The following is a 26,083-nucleotide window of genomic DNA, read 5'->3' as shown; positions in this document are numbered from 1 at the left end:
CCATGCGCCCTCCGTCAGTCCCGGAGCTTGAACGTCGGCGGTTTCGTGGTGGACGGTGGCACAAAGTAATGGAGCAGGGTGTAGCCCATCATGTCGGAGAAGGCCGGCGCGGACACCTCGCCACCGGTGCCCTTGGCCACGTCCATCGAGACCGCGACGACGTACCGCGGGTTCTCGGCCGGTGCCATGCCGACGAACGAGCTGGCGTTGTGGCTGGTGTACTGCCCGTCCACGACCATCTTGCCGGTGCCGGTCTTGCCGGCCACCCGGTAACCGGCCACCTGCGCCTTGGTGCCGGTGCCCTCGTTGTCCTCGGTCACCGCCTCCAGCAGGGTGCGCAGCTCGCCCGCGACCTTGGCGTCCAGCACCCGGTGCGTCTCCGGGGTGGCGACCGGGGTCTCCGTCCCGTCGCCGGCCACCGTCGACTTGATCAGGTGCGGCTGGATGTAGACGCCGTCGTTGGCGATCGCGCCGTACCCGGCGGCCATCTGCACCAGGGTCGCCGAGACGCTGTGCCCGATCGGCACCGACCCGTACGCCGAGCCGCTCCACTGGTCCGGCGGCAGCAGCAGGCCGGGCGACTCGCCGGGCATGCCCTCGCCGGTCGCCTTGCCCAGCCCGAACTTCTGCTGGTACTCGTAGAGCTTCTGCTTGCCGAGCTTCTCGCCGATCAGGATGGTCCCGACGTTGGACGAGTAGGCCAGGATCCCGGCGATGGTCAGCTTGGAGCCCTTGGTCACCTTCTCGTGGTCCTCGAACGGGATCCCGCCGCGCACGATCGCCGGCGCGACCACCTGCGTCGACTCCGGCGTGATCAGACCCTCCTGCAGCGCCGCGCCGATCACGAACGCCTTGTGGCTGGAGCCCGGGTCGGTGACCACCGCGGTCGGCACGTCGATCCGCTCGTTCTCCTCGGACTTCTCCGGCTGGGCCGCGTTGTAGGTCGGGTAGCTGGCCTGGGCCACGATCTCCCCGGTCTTGACGTCCAGGATCACCGCGCCGGCCACCGTGGCGTGGTTCCGCTCGGCCTCTTCGTTCAGGATCCGCTGGGCGTTGTACTGCACCCAGCGGTCGATGGTCAGCTTCACCGAGCTGCCCGGGCGGGCGGCGGTGATCTGCTCGTACCCGCCCGCGATCGGCACGTTCAGGCTGCCCTTGCCGGTCTCGTAGACCCGCTTGCCGTCGGTGCCGTGCAGCAGGTCGTCGTACCGGGCCTCCAGGCCGACCAGCCCGCGGCCGTCGTCGCCGGTGAAGCCGATCAGGTTCGCGGCCAGGTCCTTGCCGGGCACGTCACGCCGCTCGTCGACGTGCGTGTAGATGCCCTTCAGCCCCATCGCCTCGATCTGGTTGGCGATCGAGATGTCCACGCCGCGCGCCAGGTAGCTGAACCGTGACCAGGTGCCGAGCACCTGCTTGCGCTGCATCTTCGCGGCCAGTTTGGAGGCCGGGATGCCGAGCAGCCGGGACAGCCGGACCGCGGTGGCGCCCAGGTTCTTCTGCAGTTGCGCGTTCTCCGGGTCGGCGTAGATGTACCGGGCCTCCACGCTGTTCGCCAGCACCGCGCCGTTCCGGTCCAGGATGCTGCCCCGCGGGGCCGGCAGCTCGACCGTGCTGAGCCGCTTGTTGCGCAGCTTGACCAGGCTCTCCACCTCGGCCGGCGAGGTGCCCACCTGGAGCACCACCAGCCGCACGCCGATCATGACGAACAGCGAGAGTGCGAGCACCGTGCCGAGCCGCAGCCGGCGGGTGCTGTTGGCCAGCTTCGGCGGCTCGGCCGGCACCGGGCGCGGGCGGCGGGCCGGTTCCCGGCCGGGACCACGACCGGTCCGATCGGTCACGGTCCGCCGTGCCGCGGGTTCCTGCTTTCCGGTACGCCGTGAGCTCGCTCGCGGGGGTTCCGGGGCGCGGCGTACCCGGGGGACGTCGCGGTCCCCGGCCCGGCGCTCCCGTTTCTCGCGCGCCTCCCGTGCCTCGCGCGCCTCCCGCTCCCGGCCCTTGCCGGTGGCCTCCCGCGCCTCCCGGCCCCGGCTCGTGCCCTCCCGCGGCTCCCGGGCCCGTTTCGTGCCCTCCCGCGGCTCGCGAGCCCGGCCCGTGCCCTCCCGCGGCTCGCGCTCCGGGCGGCCCCGCTCGTCGGCCGGCGGCTCACCCGTGCGGGCGCCGCGCTGCCGGGCCCGCGGAGTCCCCTCGCCGCCCTCGACCACCTGCAACGCCGGGCGGAACGGGTCGGTGGTGCGGCCGGTCCGCGGGGTGCGCCCCCGCTCGGCCACGGTGCGCCCGCGCGGCGTGTACGCCCGCGCCTCACCGATGCTGGAGCGCCCGCGCCGTTCGGGGCGCTCCGGCTCCTCGGGTCCCTCCGGAGGGACGGCTCGGGACGCAGCGCGCCGGGGCGGAGTGCCCCGGCGCGGTGTCTCGTCGTCTCGCGGCGACACGGCCTACTGCCCCGTTCCGTTCTGACCGCCGGCGCCCTGCCCGGTGTTCCCCTGGCCGGTCTTGCCCTGGTCGGTGTTCCCGTCGCCCTTGGCCGGCTGCGCGGTCACCGAGACCGGGCCCTCACCCGGCGTCGGCGGCCGGATGATCTTGCCGTCGGGCAGCCGGATCATCGCCGGGTTGTCCGCCCGGACCAGGCCCAGCCGGCGCGCGGCGGCCTCCAGGTTGCCCGGGCTGGACAGCTGGATCAGCTGCTGGTTCAGCTCCTGCTGCTCCTCGTCCAGGGCGGTCTGCTGGTCACGCAGCGCGTCCAGCTTGAACGACTGCTCCATGGTCTTGGTGTTGATCAGCAGGATGCCGACCACACCGATCAGGACCAGCACGATCACGCCGGCCGCGAAGGTCGGCCGCGGCGCGCGGATCGGCAGCGGCGGCGCGACCCGCAGGCGCGGCGACGCCGGCGCGGTCGTCGCGGCGGTGTCCAGCCGCTTGGCCGCGGTGCCCTCGATGCTCACCTCGACCTCACCCCCGGCCCGCGGCCCGGGCCGGTCACCGCGGTCGTCCCGCCCGATCCCGGACCGGCGCGTGTCGGACCGGCGCGCCCCCCGGACGCCGGCCCCCTCAGTCCTGGCATCGCGGCTCGCCCCGCGCCCACGCTCCCCAGCGGTGGAGCGCGGTTGCGCCGCACGGCCCCCCGACCGCGGCGCGTTGGTTCGCTCGCTCATGCTTCCCCCTCCCCCTCGTCGTCCGCCTCGGAGCGTTTCCGCCCCTGTCCCCCGTGCGTTTCACTACGGTGTTGCGTCGGTTCTCCGCCGCGGACCGACGTAGTCATGCGGGGCCGTTCGCGGCCGGCCCTCGGTCCCTGGTTCGCCCTGCTCTCGTTCTCGTCCAGCCGCTCCACCGCGCGCAGCTTCACCGAAGCCGCCCGCGGGTTCGCCGCCACCTCCGCCTCGCTGGGCAGCTCCGACCCTCGGGTCAGCAGCCGCAGCGTGGGACCGGTGCCGGGCAGCTCGACCGGCAGGTCGATCGGCCCGGTGCTGCGCGCCCTCGCGGTGACGGCGCGCTTGACGATCTTGTCCTCCAACGATTGATAACTCATCACCACAAGTCGCCCGCCGGGCGACAACGCGTCCAAAGCCGCCGGAACAGCGGATTCGAGCACTTCGAGCTCGCCGTTCACCTCAATGCGTAGTGCCTGGAACGACCTTTTCGCGGGATTTCCACCCGTTCGCCGCGCGGCGGCCGGAATAGCGTCTTTGATCAGCTCGGCCAGCCGCGCGGTCGAGACGATGCGTTCTCTCGCCCGTTCCCGGACGATCGACGAGACGATCCGTGGAGCGAATTTCTCCTCGCCGTACTGCCGGAGAATGCGCACCAGCTCGCCGGGCTCGTACGTGTTGACGACCTCTTCCGCGGTGATCCCCCGGGACTGGTCCATCCGCATGTCCAGCGGGGCGTCCTGCGCGTACGCGAAACCCCGGTCCGCCTCGTCCAGCTGCAACGAGGAGACACCCAGATCGAACAGCCCGCTGTCGATCCCCGGTAGGTCCAGCTCGGTGAGCACCCGGGGCAGCTCGTGGTAGACCGCGTGCACCAGGTGCGTCCGCTCGGCGAACCGGGCCAGACGGTGCCGCGAGTGGGCGAGCGCCTCGGTGTCCCGGTCGAGACCGATCAGGGTGACGTCCGGGAACCGCTCCAGCACCGCCTCGGCGTGCCCGCCGAGGCCCAGCGTGAAGTCGACGTGCACCGCGCCGGGCCGGGCCAGGGCCGGACCGAGCAGCTCGAGGCAGCGTTCCAGCAGCACCGGAACGTGCGCACCGCGCGGCTCCCCCATGTCGACCCCCATTGCCCCACCTGATCGCGTTACACCCGGTTGTTACCTGTTGCTGCCATGCCGGCCCGGCCGCCATCCGTACCGCCAGATCCCCATCCGCTCTGCCCGCGCCGGTATGACCGGGCCCGGACACGCGCCTGGCGCCGGGGAAGAGGCGCCAGGAGCGGGAGCGGCTGGAGATCTCGCAGTACGGCAAGCAGTGGCGGTCGGGCCGGAAGTCCCAGCGGCCCACCGAGTGCCACGCCTTACAGTCCGCCGGGCAGCACCCCCTCCTCGATGTCGGCGAACTCTTCCTCGCTCGCCGAGAGGTAGTCGTCCCAGGACTGCTTGTCCCAGATCTCGACCCGGGTGCTGGCCCCGATCACCACGAGATCCCGGCCGAGACTCGCGTACTCCCGCAGGTGTGCGGGGATGGTGACCCGGCCCTGTTTGTCAGGCACCTCGTCGTGGGCGCTGGCGAAGAACACCCGGCTGTAAGCCCGGGCGGCCTTGTTGGTCACCGGCGCCTCGCGCAGCTGGCCCGCGATGCGCTGGAACTCCGGCATCGGGAACACGTAAAGACAGCGCTCCTGCCCCTTCGTGATCACGACACCTCCCGCCAGCTCATCTCGGAACTTCGCCGGGAGGATCAGCCGGCCCTTCTCGTCCAGCCGAGGGGTGTGCGTGCCGAGAAACATCGGCCCCCACCCCTTTGCCGGGACGGCCGCTCCTTCGCGGAGGGAGTGGACCGTCTGTCAACTCGGGCCGGCAGGCTCTCGGTGTCGTCCGCTCAGTCCTGCCACTGCGCCCCACTCTACTCCACTTCCCTCCACCTGCAACCCGAAAGCGATCGCTCACGAGCCGTTTTCGCGGACGTAATCCCAGTTCACAGGCGGTGGCGCGGAGTGGAGGGCGAGACCATGATCCACCAGGTCCGGTTTCCGACATCCGGCGCAGGAGGGTCGATAACTCCGCCCGAAAAGCACTGTTCAGCCGCTTGGGGAGGGTTGTGGAGTGCGGCGGGGAGAGAAGTGGAGGACCCCGGTGGAGGAGAGTGGAGGACCCCGGTGGAGGAGAGTGGAGGCTCCCGCCGGGACTTGTGGAGGGTCGCCCGCGCCGAAAGTGGAGGGTCCGGCGGCGCCCATGTGGACGGATCCCGCCGGTGAGGGGTGGAGAGCCGGCCCGGGCCGTGGCGCTGCGGTCGTACCGGAAACCGGTCAGCGATCAGAAGGCGGGGCGCGGACCGCGACCGGCCGCCCGTGCCGCACCGGGAACGCCAGTGGGGCGCGACCCGAACCGGGTCGCGCCCCACTGGCGGTGTTTCCTTACTTACTAGGGCGCTGGCGACTCACGGAGGCGCCGGCGCCCGGCATCAGGCGACGAGACGCCGCACGACGTAGTTACTGCCGTAGATCTTGTGCTTCCCGACACGCGCGCCGGTGTGCGGCGAGTCGTACATGTAGCCGCCGCCCGCGTAGATGCCCGCGTGGTAGCCGTACGACCCGGAGCGGAAGACGATCAGGTCGCCGACCCGCTTGTGCGACTTGCTGACCGCCTTGCCGTACTTCTGCTGCGAGTTCGCCTTGTGCGGCAGGTTCTTGCCGGCCGCCTTCTTGTACACGTACTTGGTGAACCCGGAGCAGTCGAACCGCTTGGGCCCGGCGGCGCCGAACAGGTAGAGCGCGCCCTTGTGCTTCTTCGCCTCGGCGAGGATCTTGGCGCCGCTCGACTTGACCGAGATCTTGACCTTGGTGGAGGCGGCCTGGTTGTAGCCGCTGCCGGTGAAGAGCGTGCGGACGTAGACGCCGGAACCGACGCCCTTGGAGGTCGGACGGGCCGCCAGGGTGACCGCACCGCTCTTCACGGTCTCGGTGTCCCAGGTGACCCACTTGTTGGTCCGCCAGGCCTGAAGCCGGACCGTGCCCTTGGCGACCTTGCCGGTGCGCGGGTCGATGACCTTGGCGGTGACCTTGAGAGTGGAGCCCCAGGCGAGGCTCCGGGTGTTGACCGAGGCGGTCAACTTGGGCGTGACCTTCGCCGCAGCGGCCGCCGTGCCGGCGGTCGTGCTCGCGGCCTGCGTGGTGGACGCGACCGCGGGGGAAGCTCCGATGAGCTGGCCGGCGCAGAGGCAGAGGCCCAGGGACAGTGCGACGGTACCGGCGCCGGACATGCGGCGGCCCCGGCTCGAACTGTGTTCGTGCACGGTTGAGAGATCCCTCCGGCACGCCTGCGAGGTTAGCTGTCGGGTTCGGGCGGGAAGGCTTGCCCGGCCACCGTGGTGGCTTCACCCCAAGGTCCGACCGATGGCGCCGCCGTGGGGCGTGCGGCGCCGGCGCGGACCGGTAAATGGGTCCCCCGTCCCTGCCCCCTGATGCCTTGTCAGCTGTTCTGGTGCTTGGGCGTTCGCGTCGACCGGCCCGGGGCAGGGCTCGGCGTGAACCGGATCGTCGCGACCGGCGAGCGGTTGCTGCCGGCGAATCTTTGGTACCTGAATTCGCCCATGATCGTCAGGTGCGATTCAGTCACACACCGTGTTTGGCATGACGGACGCTGTCCCATTTGTTCGCTCCGCAAGACAAATGTCATCACCGATTGCATTCATCCGACTACATTCCGTCGAAATAGGGAAGTGAACCAGAACACACAATTTCTCGGGTGGTAACCCATTAGGAACCCCGAAACGTCAGGGCACCGGCGCAAACGTGGTAATCCGATGGGAGGAGGGCCACAGCAACGGTGGTGGGTGCCTTCCGGCAACGCGACGTAACCCCGGGGTCCGGTACCCTCGCTGGCGTGACGGACGGGAAGATGCCCCTGCGGGCCATAGTCGCGACCACCGCGTCGAAGACCGCGGCCGCGCTCTCCAGGGCCGCGGGACGCGGCGACGGTTCGGTGATCGGCGGCTGGATCGGCCTCAAGATCGATCCGGACCTGCTGGCCCACCTGTCGTCCGGGCGCGCCGTCGCCCTGGTGTCCGGCACCAACGGCAAGACCACCACCACCCGGCTCACCGCGGCCGCGGTCGGCGTGCTCGGCCGGGTCGCCACCAACGGCTACGGGGCGAACATGCCCACCGGCCACACCTCGGCCCTGGCGAAAGAGGGACACACCCCGTTCGCCGTGCTGGAGGTCGACGAGCACTACCTGGCCCAGGTGATCGACTCCACCCGGCCCAAGGTGGTGGCCCTGCTCAACCTCTCCCGCGACCAGCTCGACCGGGCGAAGGAGGTGGCGATGATGGCGCAGCTGTGGAAGACCGCGCTGGCCGGCCACCCCGAGATCCGGGTGGTGGCCAACGCGGACGACCCGATGGTGGTCTGGGCAGCCGTCAGCAGCCCGCAGACCACGTGGTTCAGCGCCGGTCAGCGCTGGCACGACGACTCGTTCGTCTGCCCGGAGAGCGGCCACCCGATCGAGCGGGCGAACGGTGACTGGTGGTGCACCGGCTGCCCGCTGCGCCGGCCGACCCCGCAGTGGGTGGTCGAGGAGGACGGCGTCATCGACCCGCGCGGCGACTGGCACCTGGTCAAGCTCCAGCTCCCCGGCAAGGTCAACCTGGGTAACGCGGCCACCGCCCTCGCGGTCGCCGGTGAGTTCGGGGTCCGCCCGATCGAGGCCCTCCCGCGACTCTCCCGGGTGACCTCCATCGCGGGGCGGTACGCGCAGGTCGACCGGGACGGCCGCAACATCCGGCTGCTGCTCGCCAAGAACCCGGCGAGCTGGCTGGAGGCGTTCGACATGGCCGACCAGGCGCCGACGCTGCTCTCGATCAACGCGCGGGACCCCGACGGGCTGGACACCTCGTGGCTGTGGGACGTCGACTTCGCCCCGCTGCGCGACCGGCGCGTGCTGATCACCGGCGACCGGGCGTTCGACCTGGCCGTCCGGCTGGAAGTGAACCGGGTGCCGTTCCAGCACGTAAACACCTTCGACGAGGCGCTGGCCGCGGTCCCGCCCGGCCGCCTCGAGGTGATCGCCAACTACACGGCGTTCCAGGACATCCGCGCGGTGCTCGACCGTGTCAATTAACACCAAGACCGAGGTCAAGGCATGAACGACAGCACCTTGCGGATCGTCTGGATCTACCCGGATCTGCTCTCCACCTACGGCGACCGGGGCAACCTGCTGATCCTGGCGCACCGGGCGGCCGCCCGCGGCATCCCGGTGGAGACCTACGAGGTCCGCTCCGACATGCAGATGCCCACCACCGCCGACATCTACCTGATCGGCGGCGGCGAGGACGGCCCGCAGTCGCTCGCCTCGCAGCGGCTGATCACCGACGGCGGCCTGCACCGCGCGGTGAACCAGGGCGCCTCGGTCCTGGCCATCTGCGCGGGTTACCAACTGTTCGGTCATTCGTTCTTCGCCAAGGGGACGAAATGTGCCGGGCTCGGTCTGCTCGACATCACCTCGGACCGGGGTGAGACCCGGGCGGTCGGCGAGCTCCGCGGGGACATCGACCCGCGGCTCGGGCTTCCCCCGCTGACCGGTTTTGAGAACCATGGCGGCCGCACTCACCTGGGCCAGCACGCCGCGCCGCTGGCCCGGGTGACCGGTGGCATCGGCAACGACGGGCACACCGAGGGCGCCTGGGCCGGCAAGATCATCGGGACGTACTCGCACGGGCCGGCGCTCGCTCGCAACCCAGCGATAGCCGATCTGCTACTGCGTTGGGCGACCGGCGCGGATAGGCTTGCGCCCCTTGACGACACCTGGCCGGAGCGGCTGAGGGGCGAGCGGTTCGCCGCCACGGCCCCGGCCTGAGTGCCTCGGCACCACGACGACGAAGACGAGCGCGGAACAAACTGCACGACCGTGTCCTGAACCGACGAGCCGTTGGGGCGGTAGGCCTGCATATGACCGACAAACCTGAACGCCCCGTGGGCGCCCTCGCCGGGGACTCTCAGGCTGCGCCGATCAGCCGGTCCGTCGCCGTCCTCGAGCCGCCGGTCGCGGCGGTTCCGGCGGAGCCGGAGGCGCACGCCCCGATCAGCCGCAAGCGGCGCCTGGTCCGGCTCGGCGTGCTGACCGCGCTGATCGGCGGCCTCGCGGTGGCCGCGAGCACCCTGCCGCTGCGCGACATCGGCGACGCGGTGGTCGCGCTCGGCCCGGGCGCCGCCGTCGCCGTCGCCGTGCTGGGCGGCCTGCTCCTGTCCGTCCTGGTCCCCCGGACCGCGGTCACCGTGGCCTGCGGCGCCCTGCTCGGCGCCGCCACCGGCGCGATCGCCGCCCTGGCCGCCGCCGTGATCGCGGCGATCGCCACCTACTACGCCGGCCGCTGGGCCGGCCGCGGCGCGCTCCAGGCCAAGGCCGGCGGCCGGCTGGCCCGCCTCGACGGCTGGCTCAACCGTCGTGGCCTGGCCGCCGTGCTCCTGGTCCGCTTCCTGCCCCTGGCCCCGTTCGGCCTGGTCGGCTACGCCTACGGCACCACCAGCGTCTGCCGCAAGCGTTACCTGCTCGGCACCACGATCGCCGCCATCCCGTCCACGGTCACCTACGCCGTGATCGGCGCCGCGGTGGCCGCTCCGGGCCGGATGAGCGCCATCACGATCGCCCCGGCGGCGATCAGCTTCATCCTGAGCACCGCGATCGTCATCCGCTGGCGCCAGACCTCCCGCCGCGCCGCCGGCCCGGTGGCCACCGCGACTCCGGCCTGACCGGACCGCTCCCCCACCCGCGGGCCGCTCCTCCGCACGGTCTGCCCTTCCGTGTCGGGCCGTTTTGTCCGGAAAGCCTTTTTCGGTACGGGCGGAGCTGCCGGGCGCCGGCCGCCTCAGTCCGCCAGCACCCGCTCCGCGAAGGCCAACAGGTCGGCACGGCGGCGCACCGGGTTCCGGTAGCGGGACGCTCCGCCGCAGCGGATCCGGAGCGCCTCCCCGACGATGCGCTCCCAGCGGTTCCCGTAGGCCCGCAGCGCGAACTCACCCGCCGCCGTCTTCGAGGTGACCTCCCCCGCCTCCAGGGTGTGCCGCAGCCGCGCCACCCCGAGTACCGTCCAGGAGACCGCCCAGCCCGTGAACCCGGCCGGGCCGACCCGCAGCCGCCGGACCCACGGCCGCCAGTAGGAGTCCAGGTTCGCCCGGGTCCGCTCGGCCAGCGCCGGCCAGTCGGTGTAGATCTCCGGCCGCTCGGGCCCGCGCAGCGTCACCGCGGCCTGGGCCAGCACGTGCCATGTGACCAGGTTCCGCTCGAAGTCGGAGGCGGCCAGCACCCGACCCTCGTGCACGGCCGGCCCGGGCGGGAGCTCCGCCGGATCCCGCCGCAGGTCGTCCCACCCCACGAAGACCCCGTCGAGATGCGGCCGGCGCGGCAGCTCCTGATGGATCCGCCTGATCAGCTCGGGCGCCGGCGGCCGCGACGTGACCGCCACGAAGTCGACGTCACTGACCCCCGCCCGGTAGTCCCCGAGCGCCACCGACCCCTGCAGATAGAACCCCTCGACCAGCCCCGGAGCGAGGACGTCGGCCCGGCGCACGAAGCTTTCCGCGATCTCCATCCCGCGAACCGTATCGAGCGGTCTCCACAGCAGCCGGTTATCCACAGGCCGTCTGCGGGATCTTGGCCTTCTAGCCCAAAATGATCGATGGGCTGGCTCCCCCTGGGAGGGCGGGCTGCAGGCGGGCGGGCTGTAGGCGGGCGGGCTGTAGGCGGGCGGGCTGCAGGCGGGCGGGCTGCAGACGGACGAGCTGCAGACGGACGAGCTGCAGACGGACGAGCTGCAGGCGGGCGGGCGCTGCGCGGTCCCCCAGCGGACCCGCACGACACGCGCCGCGGTCGTTCGGGGCCTCGGCCTCGCGAGCCGACCGCCACGGGACTGCCAGTCGTACCAGAAAAGGATCCGCGCGGAAGCCGGCGGCATCGCGGCAGCGGGGATGGTTGTCGCCGGCGATGGCCGAAAGCGACGGGCCGACCTCGCGGGTGGCGAGATCGGCCCGGGTGGCGCGGGGAACCTGGCTCAGACGACCACGCTGACCAGGCGGCCCTTCACCACGATGACCTTTTTCGGGTCCTTGCCGGCCAGGGCCTCGGCGACGGCGGCCAGGGCCTGCGCCCGGACCTCCTCCTCCGGGGTGTCCGGGGCGACCTCGACCCGGCCGCGGACCTTGCCGTTGACCTGGACCGGGTAGGTGATCGAGTCGGCGACCAGCTGGGCCGGGTCGGCCTGCGGGAAGTCCGCGTAGGCCAGCGTGCCGATGTGGCCCAGCTTGCCCCACAGCTCCTCGGCCAGGTGCGGCGCGAACGGGGACAGCATCAGCACCAGCGGCTCGACCGCCTCGCGGGAGACGGTGGGCAGCGGGGTCAGCGTGTTGGTCAGCTCGATCAGCTTGGCGATCGCGGTGTTGAACCGCAGCTCGGCCATGTCCTCGCGGACGCCGGCGATGACCTTGTGCAGGACCTTGCGGGACTTGGCGTCCAGCGGCTCGTCGGTGACCCGGACCGCGCCGGTCTCCTCGTCGACCACCAGACGCCAGACTCGCTGCAGGAAGCGCTGCGAACCGATCACCGCCCGGGTCTCCCAGGGACGGGAGACGTCCAGCGGGCCCATCGCCATCTCGTAGACCCGGAACGTGTCGGCGCCGTACTGCTCGCACATCTCGTCGGGGGTCACCACGTTCTTCAGCGACTTGCCCATCTTGCCGTACTCACGGTTGACCTGCTGGTCGCCGTAGTACCACTTGCCGTCGCGCTCGACGACCTCCTCGGCCGGGACGATCACGCCGCGGGCGTCGCGGAACGCGTACGCCTGGATGTAGCCCTGGTTGAACAGTTTCTTGAACGGCTCGAAGGACGAGACGTGGCCCAGGTCGAACAGCACCTTGTGCCAGAAGCGCGAGTACAGCAGGTGCAGCACGGCGTGCTCGACGCCGCCGACGTACAGGTCGACGCCACCCGGGTCGCCGGCCGAGCGGGGACCCATCCAGTACGCCTCGTTGGCCGGGTCGACCAGCACCTTGTCGTTGTGCGGGTCCAGGTAGCGCAGTTCGTACCAGCAGGAGCCGGCCCACTGCGGCATGGTGTTGGTCTCGCGGGTGTACGTCTTCGGCCCGTCGCCCAGGTCCAGCTCGACCTGCACCCAGTCCTTCTTGCGGGACAGCGGGGTCTCCGGCTCGGTGTCCGCGTCGTCCGGGTCGAAGGTGCGCGGGGAGAAGTCGTCCACGTCCGGCAGCTCGACCGGCAGCATCGACTCGGGCAGCGCGATCGGCAGGCCGGTCTCGTCGTAGACGATCGGGAACGGCTCGCCCCAGTAGCGCTGGCGGCTGAACAGCCAGTCGCGCAGCCGGTAGGTGGTGGCGCCGGCGCCCTTGTCGTTGTCCTCCAGCCAGGCGATCATCGCGGCCTTGGCGTCGTCCTTGGTCAGCCCGTCCAGAAACTCCGAATTGATCACTACGCCGTCGCCGGTGTACGCGCCCTCGAAGCCCTCGGGCGTCTCGATGGTGCGGACCACCGGCAGCTCGAACACGGTGGCGAACGCGAAGTCGCGCTCGTCGTGCCCGGGCACCGCCATGATCGCGCCGGTGCCGTAACCGGCCAGCACGTAGTCGGCGATGAAGACCGGGATGCTCGCGCCGTTGACCGGGTTGGTGGCGTACGCCCCGGTGAAGACGCCGGTCTTCACCTTGCCCTCGGCGGTGCGCTCCTCCTCGGTCTTGGCCGCGGCGGTCGCCTTGTAGGCGGCGACGGCCTCGGCCGGGGTGGCCGCCCCGCCGGTCCAGACGTCGTGGGTGCCGGCCGGCCAGGCGTCCGGGACGATCGTGGCGACCAGCTCGTGCTCCGGGGCCAGGACCATGTACGTCGCGCCGAACAGGGTGTCCGGCCGGGTGGTGAAGACCCGGATGTGGTCGGCGCCGATCGGGAAGTCGACGTGCGCGCCCCGGCTCCGGCCGATCCAGTTGCGCTGCATCAGCTTGACCGGCTCCGGCCAGTCCAGCGCGTCCAGGTCGTCGACCAGGCGGTCACCGTACGCGGTGATCCGCATCATCCACTGCTTCAGGCTGCGCTGGAAGACCGGGAAGTTGCCTCGCTCGGAGCGGCCGTCCGGGGTGACCTCCTCGTTGGCCAGCACGGTGCCCAGGCCGGGGCACCAGTTGACCGGGGCCTCGGAGACGTAGGCCAGCCGGTGGCCGTCGATCAGCTTGCGCCGCTCGACCGGCGACATGTCCTTCCACGGGGTGCCCGGGGCCGGGCGGGTGCCGGTCTCGAACTCGGTGATCAGCTCACTGATCGGCCGGGCCTTGTGCAGCTCGGTGTCGTACCAGGAGTTGAAGACCTGCAGGAAGATCCACTGGGTCCAGCGGTAGTACTCCGGGTCGGTGGTGGAGAACGAGCGGCGCTCGTCGTACGCCAGGCCCAGGCGGCGCAGCTGCTGCCGGTACCGCTCGACGTTGGCCGCGGTGGTCACCGCGGGGTGGGTGCCGGTCTGCACCGCGTACTGCTCGGCCGGCAGGCCGAACGCGTCGAAGCCCATCGGATGCAGCACGTTGAAGCCGGCCATCCGCTGGTAGCGGGTGTAGCAGTCGGTGCCGATGTAGCCCAGCGGGTGCCCGACGTGCAGGCCGGCGCCGGACGGGTACGGGAACATGTCCTGCACGTGCAGTTTCGGCGCGCCGGCGCGCGGGTGGTCCGGGTCGGCCAGCTCGCCGACCGGGTTGGGCGCGTGGAACGTCCCGTTCTCCGCCCAGTACTGCTGCCAGCGCAGCTCCATCTCGCCGGCCAGCGCGGCGGTGTAACGGAACGGGTTCTCGGTCTCGCTCATCTTCACCATCTCGTCTACGTCAGTGGGCTGGTGGGGTTCGCGCTCCGAAGGGCATAAAAAAGCCCCTCACGCAGGAGGGGGCGCCGCACTGTACCGACTGTTCAGATAACGCTGTCGGTTCAGCGCGGCCGGCTAAGGAGCAGAACAGACCGAGCCATGCGCGCCATGATACCCGCCCACCGTCACGCACGGCGACCGGTATGCCCGCGCGTACGAAACGGGTCTGAAATCCGATCACCGTCGGTAAATGGACCGTGTTTGCTCCGTTTTCTGGAAAGCGCTCGCGTTCCGGCCTTTCGGAGGGGTGTACGTCCGGGGATAACCTGTCAGGACGGGCGGCGAGCGCCGGAGGCCCACGGACCGCTGGGCGCCCGCAACCTTGGGGTGCCCTGACGGTGGGTGACCCACCCTCGGGGTACGTACTACTGGGAGGAAGCCCGTGACAACGCCGACCTGGGGCGAGCCGACAGGACCGCTGACCAGCGCCGAGTTCCGCGCCGCGACGCAAGCCATCATGACCAACATCGAGCAGGTCATCGAGGGCAAGAGCGCGACGGTGCGGCTGGCCCTCGCGGTTCTGCTCGCCGAGGGACACCTGCTGATCGAGGACGTGCCGGGCGTCGGCAAGACGAAACTCGCCAAGGCCCTCGCGCGGTCCATCGACTGCTCGGTGCGCCGGATCCAGTTCACCCCGGACTTGTTGCCCAGTGATGTCACCGGGGTGAGCGTCTACAACCAGGAGACCCGGGACTTCGAGTTCAAGCCCGGCGCGGTCTTCGCCAACCTGGTGGTCGGCGACGAGATCAACCGTGCCTCGCCGAAAACCCAGTCGGCCCTCCTGGAGTGCATGGAGGAGCGGCAGGTCACCGTCGACGGCACGACCTACGAGCTGCAAGCCCCGTTCATGGTGGTGGCCACGCAGAACCCGATCGAGATGGAGGGCACCTACCCGCTGCCCGAGGCGCAGCGAGACCGGTTCACCGCCCGGATCGCGATGGGTTACCCCGATCCCCGCGCCGAGCTGGCCATGCTGGGCCTGCACGGCGACCACGACCCGCTCAACGACATCCACGCGGTGGCCGACGCCGCGCTGGTCCGCCGGCTGATCGAGACGGCCCGCGCGGTGCACGCCGCCGACGCCGTCCAGCAGTACGCGATCGCCCTGGTCACCGCCACTCGCGAGGCCCCGGAGATCCGCCTCGGCGCGTCCCCGCGATCCACCCTCCAGCTGCTGCGCACCGCCAAGGCGGTCGCCGCCCTGGAGGGCCGGGACTACGTGCTGCCCGACGACCTCCAGGCGCTCGCCGTCCCGGTGCTCGCGCACCGGCTCATCCCGACCCCGGACGCGCAGCTCAACCGCCGCACCACGGACACCATCGTGTCCGAGATCGTGCACCGGCTGCCGATCCCGCAGGCGAACCGGAATCCGTACGACACCCGGGACGGCCGCGCGCCGTACGAGTCCCGGGGGCGGTGAGCATGCGGGAGGCGCTGCGGGGTCTCACCACGCGCGGCCGCTCGTTCCTGGCCGCCGCGATCGCGGCCGGGATCTCCGCCCTCATCCTGGGCGAGCGTGACCTGCTGCGGGTCGCCGTGCTGCTGGCCGCGCTGCCGTTGCTGGCCGCGGCCTACGTCGGGCGCAGCCGGTACAAGCTCGCCTGCACCCGGTCCCTGGAGCCGGGCCGGGCGCCGGTCGGCTCCAGCGCGCGGGTGATCCTGCGCTTGCAGAACCTCTCCCGCCTGCCCACCGGCACCATGCTGCTGGAGGACCGCTTGCCCTATGCGCTGGGCAGCCGTCCCCGGGTGGTGCTGGAGCGGCTCGGCGCGCACCAGGCGAGCTCGGTGGCGTACACCGTGCGCGCCGACGTCCGCGGCCGCTACCCGATCGGTCCCCTGGTGGTCCGGCTGACCGACCCGTTCGGGCTGTGCGAGCTGACCCGCTCGTTCCCCAGCGTCGACCAGCTCACCGTGATCCCGCAGGTCCTGCCGCTCCCCCGGGTGCGGCTGGCCGGGGAGTACGCGGGCACCGGGGACAGCCGGGCCCGCTCGGTGGCGGTGCACGGCGAGGACGACGCCGCCACCCGGGAGTACCGGCGCGGCGACGACCTGCGCCGGGTGCACTGGCGGTCCACCGCCCGCACCGGCGAGCTGATGGTCCGCCGCGAGGAGCAGCCCTGGGACAGCCGGGCGACCGTGGTGCTCGACACCCGGGCGCACGCGCATCGCGGCGAGGGCCCGACGGCCAGCTTCGAGTGGGCGGTCTCGGCGGCCGCCAGCATCGCGGTGCACCTGCGCGAGGCCGGTTACAAGGTGCGCCTGGTCACCGGGACCGGGATGGACATCGACGCGGCCGAGGCCGGTGGCGAGGGCCTGATCCTGGACACCCTGGCCGACGTGAAACTCACCTCCGCCGGTGACGTGGCCGGCCTGGTCGAGCAGGTCCGCCGGCGCTCCGACGGCGGCCTGGTGATCGGACTGTTCGGCACGCTCACCACGGCCGAGGCGCACCTGCTCACCGGGCTGCGCGGCAACGGCGCGACCTGCATCGGCTTCGCCATCGACAGCTCGACCTGGATCCCGATGACGCCGGGCGACCGGCAGGAGTCGGACCGGGAGCACGCCGCCGCCTCGCTCGCGCTGGTGCGCAGCGGCTGGCGGTCGGTGCCGGTGACGCACGGCGAGACGCTGCCCGCGCTGTGGCCCACGGTGGGCCGCGGTTCGCAGGGGTTCGCGTATCGCGCGGCGATGGCCGAGACGGTCGGCGGGGTGATCCGATGACCGGCCGCCGTCGTCTCGGACTGGTCGCGGCCGGCGCCACGCTGCTGGCCGCCGCGCCGCTGTCGACGATCTTCGACTCGTGGACCTGGCTGCTCCAGGTGCTGCTCGTGGTGATCATGGTGGCCGGGTCGGCGGTGCTCACCCGGACCCTGCGCTTCCCGAGCTGGGCCCAGGCGCTGGGCATGGTGGTGGCCCTGGTGGTCACGCTGACCTGGATCTTCCCGAGCGGGCACGAGCTGCTGGTGCCGATGCCGGCCAGCTTCGCCCACTTCGCCGACCTGATCCAGCAGGCCGGGCAGGACACCCGGCAGTACGCGGTGCCGGTCCCGGACCGGGACGGCCTGCTCTTCGTCACGGCCGCCGGCATCGGCGCGGTCGCCGTGGTGGTGGACCTGCTCACCGCGGTGTTCCGGCGGCCGGCCCTGGCCGGCCTGCCGATGCTGGCGATCTACTCCATCCCGGTCGCGGTCTACCCGGACAGCGTGCCGGTCGCCCCGTTCGTCATCGGCGCCTGCGGCTACCTCTGGCTGCTGGTCGCCGACAACGTGGACCGGGTGCGCCGGTTCGGCCGCCGGTTCACCGGCGACGGCCGGGACGTGGACGTCTGGGAGCCGTCCCCGCTGGCCGCGGCCGGCCGGCGGCTCGGCCTGGTCGGCGTGGTGGTGGCGGTGCTGCTGCCGCTGGTCGTGCCGACCGTCACCGGCGGCCTGCTGTCCCAGCTCACCCAGAGCGGCAACGGGGTCGGCGGCGGGCTGGGCAAGGGCGGCGGCGGGCGGATCAACCTGTACGCCGCGCTCAGCGGCCAGCTCAACCGCTCCGACACGGTCACCCTGCTCAAGGTCAGGACGACCGAGAAGGAGCCGTTCTACCTCCGCTTCGGCGTCGCCGAGCAGCTCACCGAGGAGGGCTCCGGCGGCCAGCCGCCGAACGGGAACACCCTCGACAAGGGCAGCCTGCCGAACCCGAGCGCCGGGTCGTCGGTCTCGTTCCAGCAGTACCACGCGGACATCGAGATCACCGACCAGCTGAAGCAGACCATGGCGCCGATCTACTCCTACCCGGTCTCGATCGGCGGCCTCTCCGGCACCTGGGCGTTCGACCCGAACCAGCAGGTGCTGTACTCGAACCGGGTCACCACCAACAAGCAGAAGTACTCGATCGACTATCTGCGGCCGGACTACTCGCCGAGCCAGCTGCGCCAGGCCGAGCCGACGCCGGAGAACAGCAACCTCCAGCAGCTCACCCAGGTCCCGAGCAACGCCTACGTGGAGCAGAAGGTCCGGCAGCTGACCCGGGGCAAGACCACCGACTACGACAAGGTGCGGGCGATCTACGACTCGTTCTCCAAGAAGAACGGGTATTCGTACGCGGTGACTACCACGTCGACGCCGAACATGCCGGCGATCGAGTCGTTCCTGCGGAACAAGCAGGGGTACTGCCAGCAGTACGCGACCGCGATGGCGTGGATGGTGCGGGCGGCCGGGATCCCGGCCCGGGTGGCGTTCGGCTTCACCCGCGGCAGCAAGGACAACGACTGGTATGTGATCACCAACCGGAACGCGCACGCCTGGACCGAGGTCTACCTCCAGGGCTTCGGCTGGATCCCGTTCGACGCGACGCCGTCGACCGGGGTGACCGGCTCGGCCCGCTCGGACTGGGCGCCGGACACCGACCGGACGAGCACGCCGACCACCACGGCGTCCAGCTCGGCCGCCCCGGGCACCAACGCGTCCGCCGCCCCCGGCCAGACGCAGAAACCGGAGCGGGGTGGCACCGACGGCAGCAACCCCACCCTGGCCGGCGGGTCCGCCCCCGACCAGGACAACTGGACCGGTCTGCTGATCGCCATCGCGGTCTTCACGGTGCTCGCGCTGCTGCTGGTGCCGGCCGTGCGCCGGGTTCTGCTACGCCGCCAGCGGCACCACGCGACCATCGGTCCGCCGCCGGCGACGCCGGAGCCGGGCACCGCCGGGGCGGTCACCGGGCTGGTGGTCACCAGCGACACGGCGCGGGCCCGGGCGGACGCGCACGCGGCCTGGGACGAGCTGATCGACACGATGGTCGACTACCGGATCGCGATCGACCCGACGGAGACGCCGCGGGTCACCGCGCAGCGCCTGGTGCACGAGGGCGTCCTCGGGGCGGAGCCGGCCACGGCGGCGGAGTTGCTGGGCACCGCTGAGGAGCGGGCTCGGTACGCGCGGGAGCCGATGCACGGTGCCGAGCTGAACTCGGCGCTGAAGCAGGTGCGGGCCGGGCTGTCGCACTCGGCGACGGCGCGGATCCGGATGCGGGCGGTGCTGCTGCCGCCGTCGATCACCCTGTCCTGGCGGCTGGGGATGGCCGAGGCCGGCACCCGGACGATGGAGGCGGCGACCCGGGTGCGGGACGGGCTGGCGCGGTTCAACCCGCGGCGTCTGCTGAACCGGGCTCGCTGACCAGGCCTCGACGACGACAGGCCTTCTCCTCGGTCGAGGAGAGGGCCTTCTCGTGCTCGGGGCCACGGGCGGCCGGCGGACACGATCGGCGGCGCGCAAGCGATCGGTACTGCCAAGAGCGGGGCACACGATCCGCAGACGCACGAAGCGGCGGCCACGATTCCGTGGCGCCGAAGCAACTCACACGATGCGCGGCCCGAGCAGCACGCGCCATGCGCGGCCCGACCAGCACGCACGATGCGCGGCCCGACCAGCACGCACGAAGCCCGGCCCGACCAGCACGCACGATGCGCGGCGCAGAAAGCAGCGGACGCGATCTCGCGACGTCCGCAACGCAGGGACTACGGACGAGCAGCGCAGCCGGGGGTCATCACGGGGCCGTGCTCACGGCGTACCGGAAATGGCGGCAGCAAACCGCCGCCTGCCGTGAGCAAGCAGCGGGGAAATGGCGACGGCGGCCGATGGCCGCCGTCGGTCGTCACCGGCCGGGCCGTCAGCGATGCCCCTCCGGCCGCTGCTTCCAGCGGTCCTCCAGGCGGTCGAGCAGCCCACCGTTACCCCGGCGACCGGACCGGGTGCGCCGGGAGGCGGTGCCGCCGACGGACCGGAGATCCGGGGCCTGGCCGCGTTTGCGTGACTGCATCGCGAAGGCGGCCGAGCCGAGCATCACGACGAAGCCGGCCACGCCGAGCAACGTGTTGCTGGCGACTGTCCCGTAAACCACGAGAGCCAGACCAAGCACGATCACGAACGCGGCGATGATGAGCCGGCGCCGTGCATGGAAACGCGGGTCGCTGGCCCGCACAGCCGAGGCGAATTTGGGGTCCTCGGCAAGCGACCGCTCGATCTGATCGAACAGCCGCTGCTCGTGCTCCGAGAGCGGCACGGCTTTCCTCCCCGGGCGCAAGTCCGGCCCGCGTGGGGCCGGGGCAGCCGTCGGCTGCCTTACCACGCAAGTCTACGAGGGGGTTGGCGGGTCGGAAAGCGGGACGACGGCCGAGTGCGGGTGATTTTCCGTGCCGAGAAGATCGATTCGTCCGAAAAGCCCGTCTCACCTGCGTCGTTACGGCAGGTAGACCGTCCGGCGACATCGAGTGATACGGATATGAAAGGTCATCGGGCGAGCAGCAGGGGCACGGTCATCTCGGCCGCGGTGGCCGAGCCGTGATATGCCACCAATTGACCCGCCTTGACCGGTTCCCAGCCGGAGGCCACCGACACTGTCCGGCCCCAGCAGAGCACCACGACGTCCCCGATCCGGTCGGCGTGCCCGGCCGGCACCGGCCCGAACCAGCCGGCCTCGATCGCCTCGGTCCGGGTCATCACCGCGGCCTCGTCCCCGAACACCCCGCGCCAGTTGTCCAGCACGTCGCCGAGCGCCCCGTCGGCGGCGTAGAGATAACGCACCCGGGGCTCACCGGCCACCCCGATCACGCCGTCGCTCAGCTCCGGGATCGCGGCGATGTCCCGCCGGCCCTCCAGGGGCACGTTGAGCTGCCCGTGATCGGCGACCACCAGCAGCGCGGACCGCGGCGGCAGCCCGTGCACCACCCGGTCGAGCAGCTTGTCCACGCCGCGGGCGGCCTCCCGCCAGGTCTCCGAGCCGACCCCGTCCTCGTGCCCGAAGTGGTCGAGGTCCGGGTGGTAGCCGTAGACCAGCGCCGGGCCGTCCGCCTCCCGCAGCGCGGCCAGCATCTCGCCGGCGACGGCCGTCGCGTCGGCGGCGCCCCGGTAGGCTCCGCCCCGATTCGCCGCGAGCGAGAGCCCGCTGCCCTCGAACTGCGGCCGGCTGACCACGGTGACCCGCACCCCGGCCGCGGCCGCGAGCTCCATCCGGGTCGGCACCGGCTGCCACTGCCGCGGGTCCGGGTCGTCGCCCCAGAGGATGTGGGTGAGCGGCCGCCCGTCCGGGCGCCGGACGGTGAAGCCGAGCACGCCATGCGCCCCGGGCGGCACCCCGGCGCCGAGGGTGACCAGGCTGACCGGGGTGGTCGACGGGAATCCGGCGGTCAGCGTGCCGGCGTGCCCGCGACCGCCGGCGGCGAGGTCGGCCAGGACCGGCGCGTGCGGCGCGGCGAGCGGCAGCTGATAGGCGCCCAGCCCGTCCACCAGCAGCACCGCGATCTTGTCCACCCCGTCGAGGCGGGCGCCGAGGCCCAGCACGTCGGCCGCGCCCGGCACCCCGAGCACGGCGCTCACGCTGGGGAGCAGGTCGGCCAGGCTCCCGGTGCCGTAGGCCGGCCGGACCAGCCGCAGCGCGTCCGGATGAAGACCGTCCTCCGGAAACGAAGGATCGGCGGTCATGGCCGGCGGGCGAACAGGTGCAGCTGGGAGGCGATGTCCCGGAACGGCGGCTGCGCGCTCAGCGCCAGCTCCAGGTCCAGCACCGCCTGCGGGTCCTCCTCGACGACGGTGGCCGGCAGCAGGTCGGCGACCACCCGCACGCCGTGCGTCTCCTCGACCTGGAGCCCGGCGCCGCCGAGCAGCGCCGCGGCGGTGTCCGCGTCGTAGCGCCGGCGCAGCGTGTCGCGCGGCCCGGACCGGCCCTCCGGGTCGGTGACCAGGGCGGACGCCGCCCGCAGGTGACCGTTGACGGCGCGGCCCAGGATCGCGGCGGCACGGCTGGCGACCAGCAGGCTGACCGCGCCACCGGGCCGCAGCGCGCCGGCGATCGCGGCGACCGTGGCGGCCGGGTCGTCGACCACCTCGAGCACCGCGTGGCACAGGATCAGGTCGGCGCTGCCCGGCTCGACCAGCCCGGCGAGCGCGTCGCCGTCGCCCTGCACGGCGCGCACCCGGCCGGCCACGCCCGCGTCGGCGGCGCGGCGGGTCAGGGCGGCGAGCGCGTCCGGGCTGGCGTCGATCACGGTGACGGTGTGCCCGGCCTCGGCCAGGGGCACGGCGAACCCACCGGTGCCGCCGCCGACGTCCAGGACGGTCAGCTCACGGCCGGCGTGCCGGTCCAGCTCCCGGCGCAGGACGGCCCAGACCGCGGCGGTGCGGGCGGTGACGAGCGGCCGGCCGGTTCGTGCGATTGCGGTGTCCACCCAGGCAGCGTAGCGGCCGGGACAAGTCTAAAAATCGAACAGGACGCCCGTGGCGCGGTTCATCTCGCAACTGTTGCCGTAGGTGTGCGCCCACGTCACCGAGCGTCCGCGCCAGGTGCCGGCGAGCCGCGCGGTGATCGGCCGGTAGAGCAGGAAGCAGTAGCGGTCGGCCGGCCTGAGCCGGGCCGGGTCGGCGCCGGCCCGGGTGAGCGCGGCACAGGCCTGCGCCGGTTTCGGATGGCCGCCACCGGCCGGGTCGCAGGTGAGCTTGACCGCCGTGGCGTAACCCGCGTCGGCCGTGTAGGTGAGGACGAGACGTGAGCCGGTGGCCGGGCGGGCTTCGGCGCTCACCGGCACGGCGGCGGACAGGACCGCGGCCAGGCCGGCACAGATGCGCAACAACATGGTGCACTCCCCGTTGGTTCTTTGGTAGCGCACCCTATGCCAACAAGGCGCACATTTCCGGCATTCACCGGAAATCGCGCGAGGCCGGCGTCACCGGCGGCGTGATCGCGTCCAGCCGATCCGCCACCAGGTTCAGCACCCCCTCCGCCTTCTCCAGCTTCCCGCGCACCAGCAGCGCCGAACTGCTCCGCGCCACCCGCCGGTACCGCAGCCAGAGCCCGGGCGAGCAGGTCACGTTCAGCATCCCGGTCTCGTCCTCCAGGTTCACGAACGTCACGCCGCCCGCGGTGGCCGGCCGCTGCCGATGCGTCACGATCCCGCCGACCCGCACCCGGCTGCCCGCCTCGACCTCCGGCAGGTCGGCGATCCGCACCGCCCCGGCCCGCGCCAGCTCCTCCCGGATGAACCGCGCCGGGTGCGTCTCCGGCGACAGCCCGGTCGCCCAGACGTCCGCGACCAGCAGGTCCACCTCGCTCATCCCGGGCAGCATCGGCGCCTCGGTGCCGGTCGCCGTCCCCGGCAGCCGGTCCGGCTTGTCCTGGGCGGCCGCTCCGGCGGCCCACAGTGCCTCGCGCCGGGAGAGGCCGAAGCTCGCGAAGGCGTCGGCGGTGGCGAGCGCCTCCAGGTGCGCGGTCGAGCATCCGGTCCGCCGGGCCAGATCGGTCATCGACCGGTACGGCCCGTGCGCGCGCCGCTCGGCCTCGATGCGCTCGGCGAGCTCGGCGCCGATCGTACGGACAGCCTTCAATCCCTGCCGGACCGCGGGCCCGCCGAGACCCCAAGCGTGCGGCGGCTCCCCGGGTTCGGATTTCCGCCGGCTCGCCGGCGTGGTCTCCAGGGTGGCCATCGCGTCACTGCGGTTGATGTCCGGGCGGCGCACCTCGACACCGTGCCGGCGCGCGTCGTCGACCAGGGTCTGCGGTGAGTAGAAGCCCATCGGCTGCGCGTTCAGCAGCGCCGCGCAGAACGCCGCGGGGTGGTACCGCTTCAGCCAGGCGCTCGCGTAGACCAGGTAGGCGAAGCTCATCGCGTGGCTCTCCGGGAAGCCGTAACTGGCGAACGCGGAGAGCTTGTGGAACAGGTCGTCGGCCAGCTCGCCGGTGATCCCGTTGCCGGCCATCCCCTCGTAGAGGCGGCGGCGGATGCGTTCCATCTTCTCCACCGAGCGCTTCGCGCCCATGGCCCGGCGCAGCTGGTCCGCCTCGGACGGATCAAAACCGGCCACGTCGATCGCGAGCTGCATGAGCTGCTCCTGGAACAGCGGCACCCCCAGCGTCTTGGCCAGCGCGTTCTTCATCAGCGGGTGCGGCACGCGCGGCTCCTCCAGGCCGTTCTTGCGCCGGATGTACGGGTGCACCGAACCACCCTGGATCGGTCCCGGCCGGATCAGCGCCACCTCGATCACCAGGTCGTAGAAGCAGTCCGGCTTGAGCCGGGGCAGCGTGGCCATCTGGGCCCGGCTCTCCACCTGGAACACCCCGACCGAGTCGGCCCGGCAGAGCATCGTGTAGACCTCGGGGTCGTCGAGCCGCATCGTGCCGATGTCCAGCTCGTCCTCGATCATGTCGTACGCGTAGTGCAGCGCGGAGAGCATGCCCAGCCCGAGCAGGTCGAACTTGACCAGGTCGACCGCGGCGCAGTCGTCCTTGTCCCACTGGAGCACGGTGCGGCCCGGCATCCGGCCCCACTCCACCGGGCAGACCTCGATGATCGGGCGGTCGCAGATCACCATGCCGCCGGAGTGGATGCCCAGGTGGCGGGGGAAGTTCTGCACCGCGTTGGCGAACTCGACCACCTGCTCCGGCATGTCGCTGCCGGCGGTCGCGACGTCGCCCCACCGGTCGATCTGCTTGCTCCAGGCGTCCTGCTGGCCGGCCGAGAAGCCGAACGCGCGGGCCATGTCCCGGACCGCCGAGCGGGGGCGGTAGGAGATCACGTTGGCGACCTGGGCGGTGTGCTCCCGGCCGTACTTCTGGTAGACGTGCTGGATGACCTCCTCGCGGCGGTCCGACTCGATGTCCACGTCGATGTCCGGCGGGCCGTCGCGTTCCGGGGCGAGGAAGCGTTCGAAGAGCAGGTTGTACTCGACCGCGTCGACGTTGGTGATCCACAGGGCGTAGCAGACCGCCGAGTTGGCCGCCGAACCGCGCCCTTGGCAATAGATTCGGTTTTTTCGACAAAAGTCCACTATGTCGTAGACGACGAGAAAATATCCGGGGAAGCCGAGCTCCTCGATCATCCGCAGTTCGTATTCGAGCTGCCGATAGGCCTTCGGGTGGTGCTCCCCGTAACGAGCTCTGGCGCCCTGCATGGTCAACTCGCGCAGCCAGCTCATCTCGGTGTGCCCGGGCGGCACCTCGTAGTCCGGCAGCTTCGGGGCGACCAGGTCGAGGTCGAAGGCGAGGCCGGTGCCGTACATCGCGGCGTTCGCCACCGCGCCCGGATAGTCCGCGAACCGGCGCGCCATCTCGGCGCCGCTGCGCAGGTGGGCGGTGCCGGCCGCGGGCAGCCAGCCGTCCATCTCGTCCAGGCTGCGCCGGGCCCGGACGGCGGCGAGCGCGGTGGCCAGGTGCCGCCGGGACGGGGTGGCGTAGTGCACGTTGCCGGTCGCCACCACCTCCAGCCCACGCTGCCCGGCCAGCAGGAAGAGGGCGTCGTTGTAGTCCGCGTCGTACGGGTCGCCGTGGTCGGTCAGCTCGACCGCCACGTTCGGCGCGCCGAACAGGTCGACCAGCCGGTCCAGCTCCCACCCGGCCGCGGCGTGCCCGCCGGCGGCCAGGGCCCGCGGGACGGTCCCCTTGCGACAGCCGGTCAGCACCAGCACGTGGTCCTTCAGCGTCTCGGCGACATGCTCCAGGCTGCCGTACTCCGGCTTGCCCTTCTCCCCACCGGCCAGCTGGGCCTCGGCGATCACCCGGGACAGCCGGGCGTAGCCCTCGTGCCCGTGCGCCAGGGCGAGCAGGTGGGTGCCCTCCGGGTCCGGCTCGCCGCTCTGCGGGCGGGTCAGGCCCAGCGACAGCTCGGCGCCGAAGACGGTGGGCAGGCGCAGCTCGCGGGCCGCCTGGGAGAAGCGGACCACGCCGTAGAGACCGTCGTGATCGGTGACGGCCAGCCCGGTCAGGCCGAGCCGGGCGGCCTCCTCGGCCAGCTCCTCGGGGTGACTGGCGCCGTCCAGGAAGCTGAAGTTGGTGTGGCAGTGCAGCTCGGCGTAGTCGACTGTGGACTCCGCGCGGACCAGGGCCGGTGCCCGGTAGGGCTCCCGCTTCCGGGTCCAGGCCGGCGAGTCCCCGCCGTCACCGTCCGCCACGATCGGATCGACGACCCGGGCGGGCCCGGGATCCGACCAGAGATCCCGGGACTTTCCGGACAGCGTCCGCTCCATCTCGGCCCACGGCCGCTCCGGATTGTGGAAACTCATCGG

General features: G+C 71.9%; 18 protein-coding genes and 1 riboswitch. Of the genes, 6 read left to right on the top strand and 12 right to left on the bottom strand.

Going from position 1 to position 26,083, the window contains the following annotated elements; all coding sequences use genetic code 11:
• Positions 1 to 14: 14 nt before the first annotated feature.
• The 5 genes from Aiant_RS30175 to Aiant_RS30155 form a co-directional block, all read right to left on the bottom strand.
• The gene (locus Aiant_RS30175; RefSeq protein WP_189335725.1) at positions 15 to 2,429 is read right to left on the bottom strand and encodes a peptidoglycan D,D-transpeptidase FtsI family protein; all 2,415 of its coding nucleotides are present in this window, start codon (positions 2,427 to 2,429) and stop codon (positions 15 to 17) included.
• Between the two features lie 3 nt (positions 2,430 to 2,432).
• Positions 2,433 to 2,942: a cell division protein FtsL gene (ftsL, locus tag Aiant_RS30170; RefSeq protein WP_306415854.1), complete on the bottom strand. Its 510-nt coding sequence runs from the start codon at positions 2,940 to 2,942 to the stop codon at positions 2,433 to 2,435.
• 206 nt (positions 2,943 to 3,148) lie between these two features.
• A complete protein-coding gene (rsmH, locus tag Aiant_RS30165; protein ID WP_189335724.1) occupies positions 3,149 to 4,273 on the bottom strand; it encodes a 16S rRNA (cytosine(1402)-N(4))-methyltransferase RsmH in 1,125 nt (374 codons plus the stop codon).
• 233 nt (positions 4,274 to 4,506) lie between these two features.
• Positions 4,507 to 4,938, bottom strand: coding sequence for a division/cell wall cluster transcriptional repressor MraZ (mraZ, locus tag Aiant_RS30160; protein WP_043523825.1), 432 nt, complete (start codon positions 4,936 to 4,938; stop codon positions 4,507 to 4,509).
• Between the two features lie 674 nt (positions 4,939 to 5,612).
• Complete coding sequence (locus Aiant_RS30155; RefSeq protein WP_229831274.1) at positions 5,613 to 6,443, bottom strand: C40 family peptidase; 831 nt, start codon at positions 6,441 to 6,443, stop codon at positions 5,613 to 5,615.
• Between the two features lie 6 nt (positions 6,444 to 6,449).
• Positions 6,450 to 6,579, bottom strand: a riboswitch (cyclic di-AMP (ydaO/yuaA leader).
• Between the two features lie 469 nt (positions 6,580 to 7,048).
• On the opposite strand from Aiant_RS30155, the gene Aiant_RS30150 reads away from it, so the two are divergent.
• The 3 genes from Aiant_RS30150 (at position 7,049) to Aiant_RS30140 (ending at position 9,897) form a co-directional block, all read left to right on the top strand.
• Positions 7,049 to 8,269 (top strand): Mur ligase family protein, encoded by a 1,221-nt coding sequence (locus Aiant_RS30150; RefSeq protein ID WP_189335835.1) that lies wholly within the window; start codon positions 7,049 to 7,051, stop codon positions 8,267 to 8,269.
• Between the two features lie 21 nt (positions 8,270 to 8,290).
• A complete protein-coding gene (locus Aiant_RS30145) occupies positions 8,291 to 9,004 on the top strand; it encodes a type 1 glutamine amidotransferase (RefSeq protein ID WP_189335723.1) in 714 nt (237 codons plus the stop codon).
• A gap of 92 nt (positions 9,005 to 9,096) precedes the next feature.
• Complete coding sequence (locus Aiant_RS30140) at positions 9,097 to 9,897, top strand: TVP38/TMEM64 family protein (protein WP_189335722.1); 801 nt, start codon at positions 9,097 to 9,099, stop codon at positions 9,895 to 9,897.
• 116 nt (positions 9,898 to 10,013) lie between these two features.
• Here the strand turns inward: Aiant_RS30140 and Aiant_RS30135 are convergent, their stop codons facing one another.
• A complete protein-coding gene (locus Aiant_RS30135) occupies positions 10,014 to 10,736 on the bottom strand; it encodes a nucleotidyltransferase domain-containing protein (RefSeq protein WP_189335721.1) in 723 nt (240 codons plus the stop codon).
• 459 nt (positions 10,737 to 11,195) lie between these two features.
• Entirely contained in the window at positions 11,196 to 14,003 is a 2,808-nt protein-coding gene (leuS, locus tag Aiant_RS30130) for a leucine--tRNA ligase (RefSeq protein ID WP_189335720.1), read from the bottom strand.
• A 430-nt stretch (positions 14,004 to 14,433) separates the two neighbouring features.
• On the opposite strand from leuS, the gene Aiant_RS30125 reads away from it, so the two are divergent.
• Genes Aiant_RS30125 through Aiant_RS30115 form a run of 3 tightly spaced genes read left to right on the top strand, consistent with a single transcriptional unit; the run spans position 14,434 to position 19,210 of the window.
• Positions 14,434 to 15,471: an AAA family ATPase gene (locus tag Aiant_RS30125; protein WP_189335719.1), complete on the top strand. Its 1,038-nt coding sequence runs from the start codon at positions 14,434 to 14,436 to the stop codon at positions 15,469 to 15,471.
• 2 nt (positions 15,472 to 15,473) lie between these two features.
• Complete coding sequence (locus Aiant_RS30120; RefSeq protein ID WP_189335834.1) at positions 15,474 to 16,772, top strand: DUF58 domain-containing protein; 1,299 nt, start codon at positions 15,474 to 15,476, stop codon at positions 16,770 to 16,772.
• A complete protein-coding gene (locus Aiant_RS30115; protein WP_189335718.1) occupies positions 16,769 to 19,210 on the top strand; it encodes a transglutaminase TgpA family protein in 2,442 nt (813 codons plus the stop codon). Before Aiant_RS30120 ends, Aiant_RS30115 begins: the two co-directional genes overlap by 4 nt.
• 493 nt (positions 19,211 to 19,703) lie before the next feature.
• Here the strand turns inward: Aiant_RS30115 and Aiant_RS30110 are convergent, their stop codons facing one another.
• From Aiant_RS30110 to Aiant_RS30090, 5 genes are all read right to left on the bottom strand, one after another.
• Positions 19,704 to 20,096 carry a DUF3040 domain-containing protein gene (locus Aiant_RS30110; protein ID WP_185040298.1) on the bottom strand — a complete coding sequence of 131 codons (393 nt, stop codon included), beginning with the start codon at positions 20,094 to 20,096 and terminating at the stop codon, positions 19,704 to 19,706.
• Between the two features lie 227 nt (positions 20,097 to 20,323).
• Positions 20,324 to 21,514: an alkaline phosphatase family protein gene (locus Aiant_RS30105; RefSeq protein WP_189335717.1), complete on the bottom strand. Its 1,191-nt coding sequence runs from the start codon at positions 21,512 to 21,514 to the stop codon at positions 20,324 to 20,326.
• Positions 21,511 to 22,257, bottom strand: coding sequence for a methyltransferase domain-containing protein (locus Aiant_RS30100; RefSeq protein ID WP_189335716.1), 747 nt, complete (start codon positions 22,255 to 22,257; stop codon positions 21,511 to 21,513). Before Aiant_RS30100 ends, Aiant_RS30105 begins: the two co-directional genes overlap by 4 nt.
• 27 nt (positions 22,258 to 22,284) lie before the next feature.
• A complete protein-coding gene (locus Aiant_RS30095) occupies positions 22,285 to 22,662 on the bottom strand; it encodes an SSI family serine proteinase inhibitor (protein ID WP_189335715.1) in 378 nt (125 codons plus the stop codon).
• 64 nt (positions 22,663 to 22,726) lie between these two features.
• The gene (locus Aiant_RS30090; RefSeq protein WP_189335714.1) at positions 22,727 to 26,080 is read right to left on the bottom strand and encodes an error-prone DNA polymerase; all 3,354 of its coding nucleotides are present in this window, start codon (positions 26,078 to 26,080) and stop codon (positions 22,727 to 22,729) included.
• Between the last annotated feature and the right edge of the window lie 3 nt (positions 26,081 to 26,083).

The organism is Actinoplanes ianthinogenes (assembly GCF_018324205.1).
Classification (GTDB): Bacteria; Actinomycetota; Actinomycetes; order Mycobacteriales; family Micromonosporaceae; genus Actinoplanes; species Actinoplanes ianthinogenes.
Note: the sequence above shows the minus strand (reverse complement) of the source record. Positions and strands in the feature narration are given on the sequence as shown.